13 protein-coding genes are annotated in these 15,718 nt (G+C 58.8%); 9 read left to right on the plus strand and 4 right to left on the minus strand.

Going from position 1 to position 15,718, the window contains the following annotated elements; translation table 11 throughout:
* Positions 1 to 112 precede the first annotated feature (112 nt).
* The gene (locus E1180_RS18945) at positions 113 to 1,519 is read right to left on the minus strand and encodes a glutamine synthetase family protein (protein ID WP_283404506.1); all 1,407 of its coding nucleotides are present in this window, start codon (positions 1,517 to 1,519) and stop codon (positions 113 to 115) included.
* 159 nt (positions 1,520 to 1,678) lie between these two features.
* On the minus strand, positions 1,679 to 2,386 hold the full coding sequence (locus E1180_RS18950) for a GntR family transcriptional regulator (RefSeq protein ID WP_155193696.1): 708 nt from the start codon (positions 2,384 to 2,386) through the stop codon (positions 1,679 to 1,681).
* A 155-nt stretch (positions 2,387 to 2,541) separates the two neighbouring features.
* Between E1180_RS18950 and E1180_RS18955 the strand changes: the two genes are divergently transcribed.
* The 5 genes from E1180_RS18955 to E1180_RS18975 all read left to right on the plus strand — a co-directional run bounded on the left by E1180_RS18955 (position 2,542) and on the right by E1180_RS18975 (position 8,161).
* Positions 2,542 to 3,930: a glutamine synthetase family protein gene (locus E1180_RS18955; RefSeq protein WP_155193698.1), complete on the plus strand. Its 1,389-nt coding sequence runs from the start codon at positions 2,542 to 2,544 to the stop codon at positions 3,928 to 3,930.
* Between the two features lie 148 nt (positions 3,931 to 4,078).
* Positions 4,079 to 5,173, plus strand: coding sequence for a polyamine ABC transporter substrate-binding protein (locus E1180_RS18960; RefSeq protein ID WP_155193700.1), 1,095 nt, complete (start codon positions 4,079 to 4,081; stop codon positions 5,171 to 5,173).
* 72 nt (positions 5,174 to 5,245) lie between these two features.
* Complete coding sequence (locus tag E1180_RS18965; RefSeq protein WP_155193703.1) at positions 5,246 to 6,403, plus strand: ABC transporter ATP-binding protein; 1,158 nt, start codon at positions 5,246 to 5,248, stop codon at positions 6,401 to 6,403.
* A gap of 7 nt (positions 6,404 to 6,410) precedes the next feature.
* Positions 6,411 to 7,340, plus strand: coding sequence for an ABC transporter permease subunit (locus E1180_RS18970; protein ID WP_155193705.1), 930 nt, complete (start codon positions 6,411 to 6,413; stop codon positions 7,338 to 7,340).
* Positions 7,337 to 8,161 (plus strand): ABC transporter permease, encoded by an 825-nt coding sequence (locus E1180_RS18975; RefSeq protein ID WP_155193707.1) that lies wholly within the window; start codon positions 7,337 to 7,339, stop codon positions 8,159 to 8,161. Before E1180_RS18970 ends, E1180_RS18975 begins: the two co-directional genes overlap by 4 nt.
* An 11-nt stretch (positions 8,162 to 8,172) precedes the next feature.
* Here the strand turns inward: E1180_RS18975 and E1180_RS18980 are convergent, their stop codons facing one another.
* Complete coding sequence (locus E1180_RS18980; protein ID WP_283404507.1) at positions 8,173 to 8,415, minus strand: DUF6460 domain-containing protein; 243 nt, start codon at positions 8,413 to 8,415, stop codon at positions 8,173 to 8,175.
* Positions 8,416 to 8,701: 286 nt separating this feature from the next.
* Between E1180_RS18980 and E1180_RS18985 the strand changes: the two genes are divergently transcribed.
* Positions 8,702 to 9,397, plus strand: a complete 696-nt coding sequence (locus E1180_RS18985) for a CoA transferase subunit A (RefSeq protein WP_155193709.1) — start codon at positions 8,702 to 8,704, stop codon at positions 9,395 to 9,397.
* Between the two features lie 13 nt (positions 9,398 to 9,410).
* Positions 9,411 to 10,040, plus strand: a complete 630-nt coding sequence (locus E1180_RS18990; protein WP_155193711.1) for a CoA transferase subunit B — start codon at positions 9,411 to 9,413, stop codon at positions 10,038 to 10,040.
* Between the two features lie 640 nt (positions 10,041 to 10,680).
* On the opposite strand, the gene E1180_RS18995 is transcribed toward E1180_RS18990, so the two are convergent.
* Positions 10,681 to 11,292, minus strand: coding sequence for a TetR/AcrR family transcriptional regulator (locus E1180_RS18995; protein WP_208997248.1), 612 nt, complete (start codon positions 11,290 to 11,292; stop codon positions 10,681 to 10,683).
* Positions 11,293 to 11,392: 100 nt separating this feature from the next.
* Here E1180_RS18995 and E1180_RS19000 point away from each other — a divergent pair, with 100 nt between their 5' ends.
* On the plus strand, positions 11,393 to 12,538 hold the full coding sequence (locus E1180_RS19000) for an efflux RND transporter periplasmic adaptor subunit (RefSeq protein ID WP_155193714.1): 1,146 nt from the start codon (positions 11,393 to 11,395) through the stop codon (positions 12,536 to 12,538).
* Positions 12,539 to 12,541: 3 nt separating this feature from the next.
* The gene (locus E1180_RS19005) at positions 12,542 to 15,670 is read left to right on the plus strand and encodes an efflux RND transporter permease subunit (RefSeq protein WP_155193716.1); all 3,129 of its coding nucleotides are present in this window, start codon (positions 12,542 to 12,544) and stop codon (positions 15,668 to 15,670) included.
* Positions 15,671 to 15,718 lie beyond the last annotated feature (48 nt).

Below are 15,718 nucleotides of genomic sequence, written 5' to 3' on the forward strand. Positions count from 1 at the left end.
ATTGGCTCCAGTTGACTAAGACCGTTTGCCAGCATTGAAGCTGGGCTTCATTTGTTATCCCGGATCTCCGATGGGCCGGGCGGACACTTCCGGACCAGGTATCGGGCCGCCCTTACACATTGAGCAGGAGATACTCCCGCTCCCAGGGGCTGATGACCGACATGAAGGTCTCGAATTCCTCGTATTTGATCGCCCGGTAGGTGGCGACGAAGGTCTCGCCGAACACCTCGACCATTTCTTCAGAACGTTCGAATTTTGAAAGGGCTTCCGGCAGACCGCGAGGCAAAGACTTGGCGAGTTCGGTGCAATCATCCGCGCGTGGCGTATCCGGCTTCAAGCCCTTTGTAATCCCGAGATATCCGCAGGCAAGAGATGCGGCGATTGCCAAGTAGGGATTTGCATCAGATCCCGGGATGCGATTTTCGAGGCGCCGTGCGTCCGGGCTCGAATACGGCACCCTGAGGCCGACGGTTCGATTGTCATAACCCCAGTAGACATTGACGGGTGATGTCGAGGTTTTTGAAAAGCGCCGATAGGAATTTACGAAGGGTGCCATGATCGCCGTGACATGCGGCAGGAATTTCTGGTGGCCGGCAATGAAGGAGAGAAAGGCATCCGTCTCCGTGCCGGTATCGCTGGCAAAGATGTTCTGGCCTGTTGCCACATCCAAGACCGACTGGTGAATATGCATGGCCGATCCGGGCTGATTCGACATGGGCTTCGACATGAATGTGGCATACATTTCATGGCGGAGCGCTGCCTCGCGGATGGTGCGCTTGAACAGGAAGACCTGATCGGCAAGTGCCAGAGGGTCGCCGTGCCGCAGATTAATTTCCATCTGCGCAGCGCCTTCCTCGTGGATCATCGTATCGATCTCAAGGCCCTGTTTTTCGGACAGATCATAGATGTCATCGATCAGGTCATCGAACTCATTCAACGCGGAGATGGAATAGGACTGGCGGCCGACTTCGGGGCGTCCTGACCGTCCGGTGGGTGGCTCGAGTGGATAGTCGGGATCCGTATTCGGCCGCACCAGATAGAACTCGATCTCCGGCGCGATGACCGGGGCCCAGCCTTTGTCCTCATAGAGCTTCAGGATCCGTTTCAGGACGTTGCGGGGGGCTGTCTCCACCGGAACGCCGTCCCGGGTTTGTGCATCGTGGATCAATTGGGCGGTCGGATCGCTTTCCCAAGGTACGGTGGTCAGCGTCGAATAGTCGGCCTTGAAGTAAAGATCCCCGTCAATCGGATTGTGCTGAAAACGATCATCATCGTCGGGATAGTCGCCGGAAATGGTTTGCGCGAAGATCGAAGCCGGCATGGTCATGACCGGGCCGGAGAAGAACTTTTCGGTCGGCATCATCTTGCCGCGTGCAACCCCGGCAATATCCGGCACGATACACTCGATATCCTGGATGTTGCGGGCCTCCAGCCAGGCTTTGGCAGCCGCTTCATCCGGAACACCGCGAACGGTTTCAGGTAGGTGCTGTCTCTCCGTATCAGAGGTGGTGTCACTCACAGGTCGGCTCCGGGTGTTCGCATTCGCTTGGGTTCAGTGGTCTAGGGTGCGGCTCTTATCACAAAAACACTTTTGGAAATCCAAACTGCCCAGCGTGTCATTCCAAGACTGTCCAATACAAATATTGTGATCACAAAATGACACGGTGGATGAAATTGATCAAGCGGGGGGCTTCGATGAGAGAATCTCGCGTCCCAAAAGACCCATTCCATCCTGTATATCTGCGCGTATCGCTGCCCGGAGAGCCGAAGCGTTGCCATCCCTTATGGCAGCTATAGCCGCCTTGTGCTGGTCAACTAGATTGGCGGTTCCTACCCGCCCGTAAACTGTCCGCATAAAGGGAGAAAACTGTAGCCAAAGGCTGTCGATCAAAGGCAACAGGACCTCGCTTCCAGAGGCACGGTACATTGCAAAGTGAAAGGCATGATTGAGGCGCAGGTAGCTCTCCGCATCGCCATTGCTTAGCCGGACATCGATGTCATCATCAATTTCGGTCAGCGCATCCGCATCGGCTGCAGACAAGGAGGGGAGAGCCAGAACGGCAAGTTCCGGCTCCAGCAGCAGCCTAGCGGTCAGAACCTCGTCGAACCGGGCCGGGGTCATGGACGGCACCTGCACGCGGCCGTTCGATTTCACTTCCAGCACGTTTTCGGCGGACAGGCGCTGCAGCACTTCGCGCACCGGCATCGGGCTGACCCCGAGGTCGGCCGCCAGCCCGCGGATGGTCACGGACTTGCCCGGAATGAAGCGGCCGGTCAAAAGCCGCGTGCGCACAGCCTGGTCCACCTGAGCGCGCGTGGACGCGCGTTTGGAGGCGGTTGCCGGTGACCGCTTTTCCGGGCCTGAACTGAGAGCGGACCGCCGCATTGCCACCAGGTGTATCCTTTCCGTAATTCGAAGGCTGGGTGTGATCTTTCTTGACAGTCTTTCCAGAAAGTGATCACATTTTTGCCAAGGACGCAACATAGGTGACGAGCGGAGTGGCTTGAAGGGTCAAACGTTCCTCGCCGGACAAGGCATTCATGAACGAACTTCCCCACCAGATCCTGAACCACCCGGCGGCTCCAGGGTGGAAGACCGGCTTTGAAGCCTTTTTGAAAGAGCATCCGGATCTCGATACACTGGAAGTCATCCTGCCCGACACCAATGGCGTTCTGCGTGGCAAGTGGCTGCCGGGCAAGGCGCTTCCCAAGGTGTTCGAGCAGGGGGTTGCCTTTCCGTATTCGCTTTTCGGTCTGGATGTTTGGGGGCGCGAAGTCGAAGCGACCGGCATGCATCTGGAAACCGGTGACAAGGACGGTGTCTGCTGGCCGATCCCGGAAAGCCTGAAACTGGTTCCGTGGACGGACCGCAAGACCGCACAAGTGCTTCTGTCTGTCTATGACCGGGATGGCGAGCCCTTCATGGCCGATCCGCGCCATGTGCTGGAGCGCATTGTCAAGAAGCTCCAGGACGAACACGGCCTGACCGCGACCTGTGCTTTTGAGCTGGAATTCTATCTTTTCGAGGAAAGCGACGGCGATTGGACCGAACAGCCCAAACCGCTGTTTTCCACCCATCTGGGCCCGGCCCGCCAGAACATGTATGCCCTGTCGGATCTTGAGGCGCTTCTGCCGGTGGTGGACGATTTGCGACGGGCCTGCGAGGCCCAGGGCATTCCGGCCGATGCCGCGGTTTCAGAAGCGGCGCCCGGCCAGTTCGAACTCAATCTACATCACCGGAGCGACCCGCTTCTGGCCGCAGATGACGTGGTGCTGTTGCGCCGTCTGGTGGCCGGTGTCGCCCGCAAACATCAGCTCAAAGCCTCCTTCATGGCCAAGCCCTTCGTGGAATGGCCCGGAAACGGCATGCATGTTCACTGCTCGCTGGGTGATAAAACCGGCAATATCTTTGCTGATGAAAAGGAGGGAGCGGACCTTCTTGGCTATGCCATCAACGGCCTCATGAGAACGATGCCGGAAGCCTTGCTGCTGTTCATCTCCACCTTCAACGGCTTCCGGCGCATGCAGCCTGGCTCCTATGCACCAGCGTCGATCTGCTGGGGCTACGACAACAGATCCGTGGCTCTGCGGGTTCCCGCCTCTACGCCGGATGCGGCCCGTGTCGAGCACCGGATCGCAGGCGCGGACGCCAATCCGTATCTTGTGCTGACCGGGATTCTCGCCGGGATGATGGAAGGCCTGAAACTGAAGAAGGATCCGCCGGCCGCCGTGACGGGCAATGCCTATGAAAAGCGCAGAAAACGACTGACACCCTGGATGGATGAAGCGATTGATGCCTTTGAAGCGTCCAAGCTCATGAAACAGGCAGTTGGCAAGGAAATGCACAAGGTTCTGACCGAGATCAAGCGCGAGGAATTGAATGAATTCGGCCGCGAGATCTCGTCGCTTGAGCGCCAGACATATCTTTGAGGCACTCAGTGCTCAAAATCCGCTCTGGACAAAAATCCGGAGCATCGCCAATCTTCGGATTGGATCGTCAAGCAGACGGAAAACCGTTTGCGAACAGGGATAAGGCCGGGAAAGGGCCACCCCAGGACCTCTTGAGGGGAGTTTCGAAATGAAGATGACATCTTTTCTGACAAGCGTCGCTGCACTCAGCCTGATGACCGGGGCCGCTCTGGCCCAGGACCGGTCCGTGAACATCTACAACTGGTCCGACTACATTGATGAATCGATTCTGGAGGATTTCACGAAGGAAACCGGCATTGAAGTCGTGTATGACGTCTTCGACAGCAACGAGGTTCTGGAAACCAAGCTGCTGGCAGGCGGAACCGGCTATGACATCGTGGTGCCGACCGGAACCTTCCTGTCCCGTCAGATCCAGGCCGGGGTGTTTTCCGAACTCGATAAGTCAAAGCTGAGCAACCTGTCCAACATGTGGAAGGACATTGAGGCGCGCGTTGAGAAATACGATCCGGGCAACGCCTATTCCATCAACTACATGTGGGGCACCACCGGTCTTGGCTACAACGTTGAGAAAGTGAAGGAAATTCTCGGCGAAGACGCACCTGTCGACAGCTGGGACCTTCTGTTCAAGCCGGAAAATGCCGAAAAGCTGGCCGAGTGCGGCATCCATGTTCTGGATGCGCCGACCGAACTTTTCCCCGCTGCGCTGAACTATCTGGGGCTTGATCCAGACAGCAAGGACACGGGCGACATCGAAAAGGCGGGCGAACTTCTCAAGACTGTCCGTCCCCATGTCCAGAAGTTCCACTCGTCGGAATACATCAACGCGCTGGCCAATGGTGATATTTGCCTCGCGGTTGGCTGGTCCGGCGATGTGCTGCAAGCGCGTGACCGCGCTGCGGAAGCAGATAATGGTGTGACCGTTGAATACGCCATTCCGAAGGAAGGGGCGTTGATGTGGTTTGACCAGATGGCGATCCCGGCCGACGCGAAAAACACTGAAGAGGCGCATGAGTTCCTCAACTACATCATGCGTCCGGACGTCATGGCCAAGGCATCGAACTATGTCTACTACGCCAACGGCAACAAGGCCTCGCAAGAGCTTCTCAACGAAGACGTGATCGGGGATCCGGCGATCTACCCGCCAGCGGAAGCCGTTGAAAACCTCTACACGGTCACTTCCTATGCGCCGAAAGTGAACCGGATCGTCACCCGGACCTGGACCTCTGTGAAAAGCGGCCAGTAAGCCAAGATGGCGCCGGGCCGCTTCTGCGGCCCGGCATAGCCTTGGAAGAGCGAACAAGGGGTGGGGGCAGTTTTGGCGAAAAAGTCCATCGGGCCGGTGCGGCGGGAATTCGTGCCATGGGAAGATCCCGATCATCCGCCATTTATCGAATTCCGGAATGTTACCAAGAAGTTCGGGGATTTTACGGCGGTCAACAATCTCTCGCTGAAGATCTATGAGCGCGAATTTTTCGCCCTGCTCGGCGGTTCGGGCTGCGGTAAAACCACCTTGATGCGCATGCTAGCCGGATTCGAGACGCCGACCACAGGGCAGATCTTCCTGGATGGCCAGGACCTTGCCGGCATTCCGCCTTTCCGCCGCCCTTCCAACATGATGTTCCAGTCCTACGCCTTGTTCCCCCATATGAATGTGGAGAAGAACATCGCGTTCGGCCTCAAACAGGACAACATGCCGGCCGGTGAAATCGAGGCACGGGTGCAGGAGATGCTGCGCCTGACCAAGCTGGAACAGTTTGCCAAGCGCAAGCCGCACCAGCTGTCCGGCGGCCAGCGCCAGCGGGTGGCTCTTGCACGGTCCTTGGCAAAGCGCCCGAAGGTTCTGCTTCTGGACGAGCCTCTGGGAGCGCTTGACCGGAAACTGCGCGAAGAGACACAGTTCGAGCTGATGGCGCTTCAGGAAGACCTGAAAATGACCTTCCTGATTGTGACGCACGATCAGGAAGAAGCGATGACGGTGGCCGACCGGATTGCGGTCATGGACAAGGGCGAACTGGTTCAGGTCGCGACCCCTGGCGAAATCTACGAGACGCCGAATTCAAGGTTCGTGGCGGACTTCATTGGCGATGTGAACCTGATTGAAGCCAAGGTCATGGAGACCTCCGAAGCCGGAACGCGGCTGAAGGCCGGGATCGGCGGCTACGACATCGACACGGCACAGACAACCGATGCGTCTGCGGGCGACACGGTCTGGTATGCCATCCGCCCGGAAAAAGTGCGCATTCATCTTGGCGAACCGGGTGAGGGCACCGTCAATCAGGCGGGTGGGCTCGTCTGGGATATTGCCTATCTCGGCGACATGTCGGTGATCCATGCCAAGATCGGCGAGGGGGACCATGACGTTCTGAAGGCAACATTTGCCAACGTGTCCCGGATGGTCGAACAACCGATCACCTGGGATGACAAGGTCGTCCTGTCCTTTGACCGGGACGCCGGCGTGATCTTGAGGAGGTAACGGCGGCATGGATGAACCGGTGACCCCGCCTTCGAAAAAACGCAGCCTTGGCAGCTGGGCCCTGATTGCCGTGCCTTATTTCTGGCTCGCACTATTCTTTCTGGTTCCCTTCCTGATCGTTTTCAAGATCTCGCTGTCTCAGATTGCAGTTGCGATCCCGCCATATACGCCGGCCTTCGATCTGTCGGCAGGCTGGCAGGCCTTCCGGGAGAGCCTCAGTGAGCTGTCACTGGAAAATTATGTGTGGCTGACCGAGGACGATCTTTACTGGAAGTCGTATCTCTCATCGGTGATCATCGCCGCCGTTTCTACCTTCATCACGCTTCTGGTCGGTTATCCGATTGCCTACGGCATGGCGCGCAGTCCAGCCGCCTGGCGGCCAACATTGCTGATGCTGGTGATCCTGCCGTTCTGGACGAGCTTCCTGATCCGTGTCTATGCGTGGATCGGCATCTTGAAAAACGAGGGATTGCTTAATCAGCTGCTGATGAGCCTGGGCCTGATCAGTGAGCCGCTGACGATCCTGAACACCAACATCGCGGTTTATATCGGCATTGTTTATTCCTATCTGCCGTTTCTGGTTCTGCCGCTTTACGCCAGCTTAGAACGGCTCGACGGAAGTCTGCTGGAAGCGGCCGAGGATCTGGGCTGTCCGCCGTGGCAGGCCTTTTGGAAAATCACGTTGCCGCTGTCTTTGCCCGGTGTGATTGCAGGGTGTTTTCTGGTCTTCATTCCGGCGGTCGGCGAGTTCGTCATTCCGGATCTGCTTGGCGGCTCGAACACGCTCATGATCGGCAAGACCCTCTGGGTTGAGTTCTTCAACAACCGGGACTGGCCCGTGTCGTCTGCGGTTGCCGTGATCCTGCTTCTGATCCTGGTGGTCCCGATCATCCTGTTCCAGAACCAGCAGCAAAAGATGCAGGAGCGGGACGGATGACGCGCGGCCCTACCTGGTTCAATCTGACATCGCTCGTGCTCGGCTTTTCGTTCCTGTACCTGCCGATCGTGCTTCTGGTGATCTATTCCTTCAACGAAAGCCGTCTGGTGACGGTCTGGGGCGGCTTCTCCACCAAGTGGTATGCCGCGCTTTTGGAAAACGATCAGCTTCTGGACGCGGCCTGGGTGACGCTCCGCGTTGCCTTTGTCTCGGCAAGCGTTGCCACGGTTCTGGGCACCATGGCGGCGCTGGTGCTGGTCCGGTCCGGACGGTTCCGGGGACGGTCCCTGTTCTCGGGCATGATCTTCGCGCCGCTGGTCATGCCGGAAGTCATCCTTGGCCTGTCGCTGCTGCTCTTGTTCGTTGCCATGGATCAGGCCCGCGGGTTCTGGACGGTGATGATCGCGCATACCACCTTTGCCATGTGTTATGTGGCCGTGGTCGTGCAGTCGCGTCTGGTCGGCTTTGACAAGTCGGTGGAAGAGGCGGCGGAGGATCTCGGCTGCCCGCCGGTGAAGACCTTCTTCCTGATCACCTTGCCGATCATTCTGCCGGGCGTGATCGCGGGCTGGATGCTGGCTTTCACCCTCTCGCTCGATGATCTTGTAATCGCCAGCTTCACCACCGGGCCGGGGGCGACGACCTTGCCGATGAAGATCTACTCCCAGGTCCGCCTTGGGGTCACGCCTGAGATCAACGCTGTCTGTACGATCCTCGTTGCCTTTGTGACCGTTGGGGTGATTGCCGCCTCGATTGTCTCGAAACGTCAGCAGGTCCAGCGGGAGCGGGATGAACGCGCGGCTTTCGGCGCAGAGGGATAAGTTCTGGAGTGTCAAGCCCTCGGCGGATTGAACAGGTAGATCACGATCCAAACGGGCACGACGATGAAGGACCCCAGGATCATGTTCGGTACCGCCCAGTCCCAGAACTCCAGCAGGTAGATCCACAGCTCCAGCGGGCTGAGGCCGATTGAGCCGAGCACATCTTCTGCGGACACATTGATAAAGGACAGACCCGCGCCGACCAGCAGCGAAAAGGCGGCAATCTTGAAAAGGGTCCAGAAAAACGGATGCACGGGGCGTCAGGTCTCGCTGCGGGTTCAAGGGGTTTGGCCGGTTCGAACCGGGCACCAAACATTGAATTCTTATCATATCCGGACCGGTCTGAACCCGCGCTGGAGGCCGTTCCGGCCGGTTTTCCAGAGGCAATCGCGCGGGGGGGCTTGAGAATCCCTCGGGCTGCATCGGGAATGACTGTTCACTCATGTTTTTCGCTGCGATGCACCAAAGATCCCTTGACCGGGCGGGAGCAAGCAGCGAATGTGCCGGTCACGCATCCAGCGGTCTAAATGGGAGTGAAACATGAACAAAATTTATCCGGATGCGAAGGCGGCTTTGGACGGCCTGACCTTCGATGGCATGACTGTGATGGCAGGCGGCTTTGGCCTGTGCGGCATTCCGGAAAATCTGGTCGTGGCGCTCCGGGATTCCGGCGCCAAGGACATCACCGCAGTCTCGAACAATGCCGGTGTTGACGACTTTGGCCTGGGGCTTTTGCTGCAGACACGCCAGATCAAGAAGATGGTCTCGTCCTATGTCGGCGAGAACGCCACATTTGAAAAACAGTATCTTAATGGCGAGCTGGAGCTGGAATTCAACCCGCAAGGCACCTTGGCCGAGCGCATCCGCGCGGGCGGCGCCGGCATTCCGGGCTTTTACACCAAGACCGGTGTCGGCACCCTGATTGCCGAGGGCAAGGAACACAAGGATTTCAACGGCGAAACCTACATCATGGAAACCGGCCTGGTGGCCGACGTGTCGCTGGTCAAGGCCTGGAAGGCGGACAAGGAAGGCAACCTCGTCTACCGGAAAACCGCGCGCAACTTCAATCCGATGATGGCAACGGCCGGTAAGACCACCGTGGTCGAGGTCGAGGAGCTGGTGGAAATCGGGGATCTGGACCCGGACAACATCCACACCGCCGGTATCTTTGTCGACCGGATCATCGTCGGCGATCACGAAAAACGCATCGAAAAGCGCACAACGCGCGCAGCCTGAGGGAGGATACATCATGGCTTGGACACGTGATGACATGGCAAAACGCGCTGCGCAGGAACTGGAAGACGGTTTTTACGTCAACCTGGGCATCGGCATTCCGACACTTGTTTCCAACTACATTCCGGACGGTGTCCATGTGACGCTTCAGTCGGAAAACGGCATGCTCGGCATGGGCCCGTTCCCGACCGAGGACGAGGTGGATGCCGACCTGATCAACGCCGGCAAGCAGACCATCACCGAGCTGCCGCAAACCAGCTACTTCTCGTCCGCCGACAGCTTCGGCATGATCCGCGGCGGTCATATCGACCTGTCCATTCTGGGCGCGATGGAAGTGGCCGAAACAGGTGATCTCGCCAACTGGATGATCCCGGGCAAGATGGTCAAGGGCATGGGCGGCGCGATGGATCTCGTCGCTGGCGTGAAGCGCGTCGTGGTGATCATGGATCACACATCAAAGGCCGGTGATCCGAAGCTCCTGAAAGCCTGCAGCCTGCCGCTGACTGGGGTGAGCTGCGTGGACCGTGTCATCACCAATCTTGGAGTGTTCGATGTGGTCGAGGGCGGCATGAAGGTGGTCGAACTGGCCCCGGACATCACCATGGAGATGGTCAAGGACCAGACCGAAGCAACGCTCGTCGGTTAAGGGCCACCGCGTTTTTGTCCAAACACCCGGAGCCGGGTGACACCACACTGAAAGATCAGCGGGCGGGAGACGGTAGATAGAAGCCGCCCGCTGATTTCATTGGCCCCGCTTGGCCGCTAGCGGCAACTTGGCGGGGTCCACATTTTCTACTCCGTGAAAATCAGGGTATATACGCAGTAACCACAACTTGTTCTTGACGTAGCTGCATGCTGGGATTTGGCCATCGGGAGGTGGAAGTGATGGTCCGAGGTGGCAGTAAAACTGATCAAGCGTATCGATCGCCGCATGAGGATCTCTTGGTCAGATGTTTAATGCCCCGGGTCGCAAAAGAGCTGCAAAAGCGCTTTAAAGACAGACTGGACGACGCTCCGAAAGAAATTCAAGGCGCAGACCGGCAAACCATTGACACCGTGCCTCCGGTCAGGGTCTGCGTGCCCTATCCGGTGCTAGATCTCCTACCGGTCAACATCCCGGCCGCTTCTCCGTTAGCACCGCTCCGGCAGGCGTATCGCGCTTAAAATCTGGACCAGGGTCCGCCCCGGCCGGTTCCAGACACTTCTCCGGTTCGGCTCATGTTCCCGCTTTGAATTTCGTTCTGGTAGTTGCCTCACGTGTCAGAAGACATTCAACTCCCGCCCCATCAGGAACGGATGGCCGCATGAAGGAAGTCCGTCAGACCGGCAAGCTTAGACGCTACGGTTGTTTTGCTTAAAACGGCGCGGAACGCGGCCGCTTCCACAAGTTCAATGATCATCTGCGCTGACGCATCCGGATCAAGACTGGTCCGGAAATCGCCATTGCTCATTCCTTGCCGGAGAACCGAGGCAAGTGCGGCGGTCAAATCCCTACGGTTGGCAACGAACAATTCTCCGATGTCCGGTTTTCGAATGGCCTCGCTGGTGAGCTCAATTGTCAAAATGACATTTTCCGGCTTGCCCAGATAGGCAGCATAGGCAGCCACAAAATCATCGATTGTCTTTGCGGGTGCATCAGAACCCGCAAGCAGGTCGAGAAACGGGGTGAGTTCAGCCCGTTCCAGTGCCGCGATTTCCGCAAGAACGTCGTGCTTGCCCGGAAAGTGATTGTACAGATTGCCCAGGCTCACACCGGCGCGTTTCGCGATGTCCCGGACCCCGGTCTGATGGTAGCCGTTCTCGATAAAACACAGCATGGCGGCGTCGAGGATGGTCCGGCGGCGCTGGGCAACTGCCTTGTCACGTTTGGTTCCAGGGTCTGCCAGGTCTTTTGTCACGTTTCTCACTCTTTACTTGAACGAACGAACGTTCATAATATATGTCACGGCGTGGGAGGCGCGAATATGCGCTTCTCGAGTTTGCGATACTAGGGCCGGAATGAGCGACACATATATCCAAAAATCAGAGACGTCCGCGCGGCAATGGATCTGGATCATATTGTCAATTACCGTTTTGGGCGCAATCCTTTTGCTTGTTCTTGAGGCAGAAGACACAGCCAATGTAACAATTGAAGAGACGCCGCCGCCACGGCCTGTCGTCACAATTGTGGAAGTGGTGCCTGCCGACGCCGTTGCGAAGATATCTGCTTTTGCCGAACTCCGCCCCCGCTGGGATGCGGAAATCCGCGCCGCTGTGTCCGGACGGATTACAAAGGTCCATCCGGCCGCCCTGGCTGGCGAACGCGTCGCTGCGGGAACGCCCCTCTTTTCAATCGATAAGAACCAGTACGAAACGGACGTGGCAGCCGCCGAGCTCAGGCTGGAGGAAGCCAAGCTGTCCCGCTGGCGGGCGCAAAATGCCGTCGCACTTGCCCGGCGCGACTATGCGCGGGCAGGTACTGAGCCGCCAAATGAGCTGGCGTTGCGGTTGCCTGAATTGCGCATAGCAGAGCGGCTGGTGGCATCGGCCGAGGCAGGCCTCAGATCCTCGCAACACCAGCTGGCAGACACGGACGTTGTTGCTCCGTTCTCCGGCTTTGTAACCCGCCGTATGGCAAGCCTTGGCCAGACGGTGACGGCCGGTGAGGGCCTCATTCACCTGTCTGACGATCATCAGTATGAGCTGATGGTGGAACTCAGCCAGACTGATTGGGCCTTGCTCGATCATCCGGTTGCCGGACAAGAAGCCGATATCCTCCACCGGGACGGAACACAGCTTGGTCAGGCGCGTGTCCGGCAGGGCGGTGGGTTTTTGGACCCGCAAACGCGGCAGCAGAGACTATTTCTCGATGTGATTGGGCCAAATGCCGCCCTGCTTGCCGGAGATTTTGTGCAGGCCGTGTTTCTGGGCCGGACCATTCCGGCCACGTTGACGCTGCCTGAAACCGCGCTCACGCGGGAAGGGCATGTCTGGCTGGTGGACCCGGACGAACTGCTGGTGCGCACGACGCCGGAGATTTTGTTCCGCAGCGGTTCCAGCATCACGATTGCGGCAAACAGCACGGAGCCGAAGCGCATCGCGGTCACGCCGCTTGCGTCCTTTATGCCGGGCCAGCAGGTGTCCCCGCGGCCGGTGGAGGAGTAAGTGATGCACGCACTTACCGGCTGGTTCATTCGCAACCCGGTTGCCGCCAATCTCCTGATGCTGCTGATCCTGTTTCTGGGGCTGCAAACATTGTTCTCGATCCGGATCGAGGGGTTCCCGCGTGTGCCGCCGGAAACGGTGGACATCAGTGTCGAGTATCCGAACGCGACCGCCGAACAGGTCGACCAGCTGCTCACGCAGAAGATTGAACAGGGACTTGAGGGGCTGGAGGGCGTGCGCTCGATCACGTCGCAATCAACCAACGGCCTTGCCATCCTTTCTGTCCGCCGGGCAGGCGGCGAGGACCTGCAAGCGGTGCTGGACCGGGTGCGCTTGCGGATCGATGGCCTCACCGATCTGCCGGAACAGGCCCGCAGGCCGGTCATTGAGACGTCTGCCTTCGACTTCCCGGCTCTTTACGTGAACCTTTATGGCCAGGCGGACCCGGATACGTTGCGGACCTTGGCGCAAGGGCTGAAGGAAGAGCTGCTGGCGCGTGAAGAGCTGTCGCGGCTCAAGATTTGGGGGCTGTTGCCACGCAACTTGCGGATTGAAGTCGACCCGGACCGCCTACGGCAATTCGGGCTGACCGTCGCGGACGTAACCGATGCCATTCAGGCCAACTCGCTTGATTTCCAGGCGGGCCGTCTGCGGACGGAAGGAGGCACCATCTTCCTGAGGGCCGATGACCGGGCGCTCTATGCACCGGGTTATGCGGCTTTACCAATCATCGAGAGGCCGGACGGGTCGCGCGTGCTGCTGGCCGACCTCGCGGTGATCGATGACGGCTTCGAGGAAGGAGATTTTCTGTTCCGGTTCAAGGGGCAGCCAACGGTCGGCATGGAGGTGCTGGTCGGGCAAAAAGAGAACCTTCTGGACATAAGCCGTGTCGTGCGTACGGTGGCGGCCGATTTCGAACCGCAGCTGCCCCGCGGAATTCATGTGGCAATCTGGGCCGACAGCGCCGGATACATCGCAGACCGGCTTGCGCTTCTGCGCTCAAACGGTGTGCAGGGGCTGCTTCTGGTCCTGCTAATGCTGTCCGTCTTTTTGAATGTCCGTCTTGCCTTATGGGTTGCCATGGGCATTCCGGTTGCAATCGCAGGCGCTATTGCCGTTTCCGGATCGCGGTGGGCGGATTATTCGCTCAATGACGTCACCACCTTTGGTCTGATCATTGCGCTGGGCATTCTGGTCGATGATGCAGTCGTGGTCGGCGAAAGCGTTTTTGAAGAACGGAGCAGGACACCGGACCCCATCAAGGGCACTGAGGCCGGTGTGCAGCGTGTCGCCGTCGCCACCGTCTTTGGGGTGCTGACCACGATTGCAGCGTTTTACCCGATGCTTTTGATCGATAATCCCTTGGGCAAGGCGCTTGCCGGGTTCTCGGGCGTTGTCATTTTCGCGCTGATCTTCTCCCTGGTCGAAAGCAAGTTCATCCTCCCGGCCCATCTGGCCCAAACCCGCATCGACGCCGGACGGGCCCACCTGCCCGCGCGGTGGTGGGGGGCTGTTCAAGATATTGCGCAATCCGGACTGACATGGGTCCGGGACGCGGTCTACCAGCCTGTTCTCATCTGGTCGGTGCGCCACCGGTATGCGGTTCTCGTTCTGTTTGTGGCCGCAGCCGTTGGGGGACTTGGCCTGATGATAAAGGGCAAGGTTCAAACGGTCTTTTTTCCCGAAGTTCCGGGGCAGGTCATCACGGTAAGCCTGGAAATGGACGCGCGTGCGCCCTTTGCGCTGACCCGCAGAAACATTGAACGGATCGAACAAGCCGGCCGCGAGCTGAATGCGGATCTCAAGCAACAGGCGGGTCTGGACAGGGCGCCGATCAGGACGTTTTTCACCATCATTGAAAGCGCAGCTGGTGCGCAGATTTATGCCGAACTCGGCCCGGTTTCCGAGCGGGAAGAGGTTGCCGTGCTTGATGTTGTCCGCCAGTGGCGGGAGCGTGCCGGTGCTGTGGAAGGGGCGACAGAACTTGAATTCAGCGGATCGGAGGCACTTGCGGGCGGCTTCCAGCTGAGACTGGTGTCGCGGGACACCGGGCTCTTGCGTCTTGCCAGCAATGAAATCCGCGCGTTTCTGTCCACGATCAAAGGCGTGTCCAACATTCGGGACAGCCTTGCAGGCGGTCAGCCTGAATTGAGGCTCCGCCTGCGGCCCGAAGCCCGCAATCTGGGCTTTACCGCTGAAACACTGGCCAGCCAGATCGGATACGGATTTGGAGGTGCAGAGGTTACACGGGTGCGCCGCGATGGGGCCGAAGTGCGGGTGGTCGTGCAAAATGCACAAGCCGCGCGCGACACGATCGATGACCTGATGCAAAGCCGTTTGCGCAGCAAGACAGGCGCCTGGGTGCCACTGAAAACTGTCGCCAGTGTCGAGGGCGCCTACGCGTCCGGCGCCGTGGTGCGCCGTGACGGCAAGCGCATGAACATCGTGTCCGCGTCCATAGACCGGGGCACCGCCGCTCCGGAAGAGGTGGCGCAGGCCGTGTTTGAAGACTTGGTTCCGCAGCTCTCGGTCAAATATCCCAGCGTAGACGTGATTGCCGGCGGAGAGCTGGAGGAGATGTTTGAAATCCGCGGCGGCCTAGTCAAGGCCCTGATACTGTCAGCCGTGCTGATCTATGTCCTGATGGCCGTGCCTCTCAAGAGCTACTGGCAACCCCTGGTCATCCTCGTCATTGTGCCCTTCGGGTTTGTCGCGGCAGCTGCCGGGCACATGATCATCGGGGTGCCGCTGTCGCTCCTGTCCTTCTTTGGGATGCTCGCCCTCACCGGCGTCATCGTGAATGACAGCCTTGTCTTGATCACACGATACAATCAGGCACGGGCCGAAGGCGAATCCGTTCGCAAAGCCCTCCACACGGCGGGCACAAGGCGGTTCCGGGCCATTTTCCTGACCACCGCAACAACGGCGATCGGCTTGACACCACTTCTCTTGGAGACCTCCGAGCAGGCGCAATATCTGATCCCCGCCGCCGTATCGCTGACCTTCGGGGAGCTGTTCGGCACGGTGTTGATGCTGATCCTTGTGCCTGTGCTCATTGCCGTGGGCGAGGACATTCTTGCCGTGTTTGGCCGGTCAGCGGAGACGAAAACTGCAGAACGTGCTGTCCCATGACACGGCCAGCCAGATTGGCCGGGCAGATCCGGCATGACCCCGGTGACC

Source organism: Roseibium denhamense (genome assembly GCF_009711415.1).
Lineage (GTDB): Bacteria > Pseudomonadota > Alphaproteobacteria > Rhizobiales > Stappiaceae > Roseibium > Roseibium denhamense.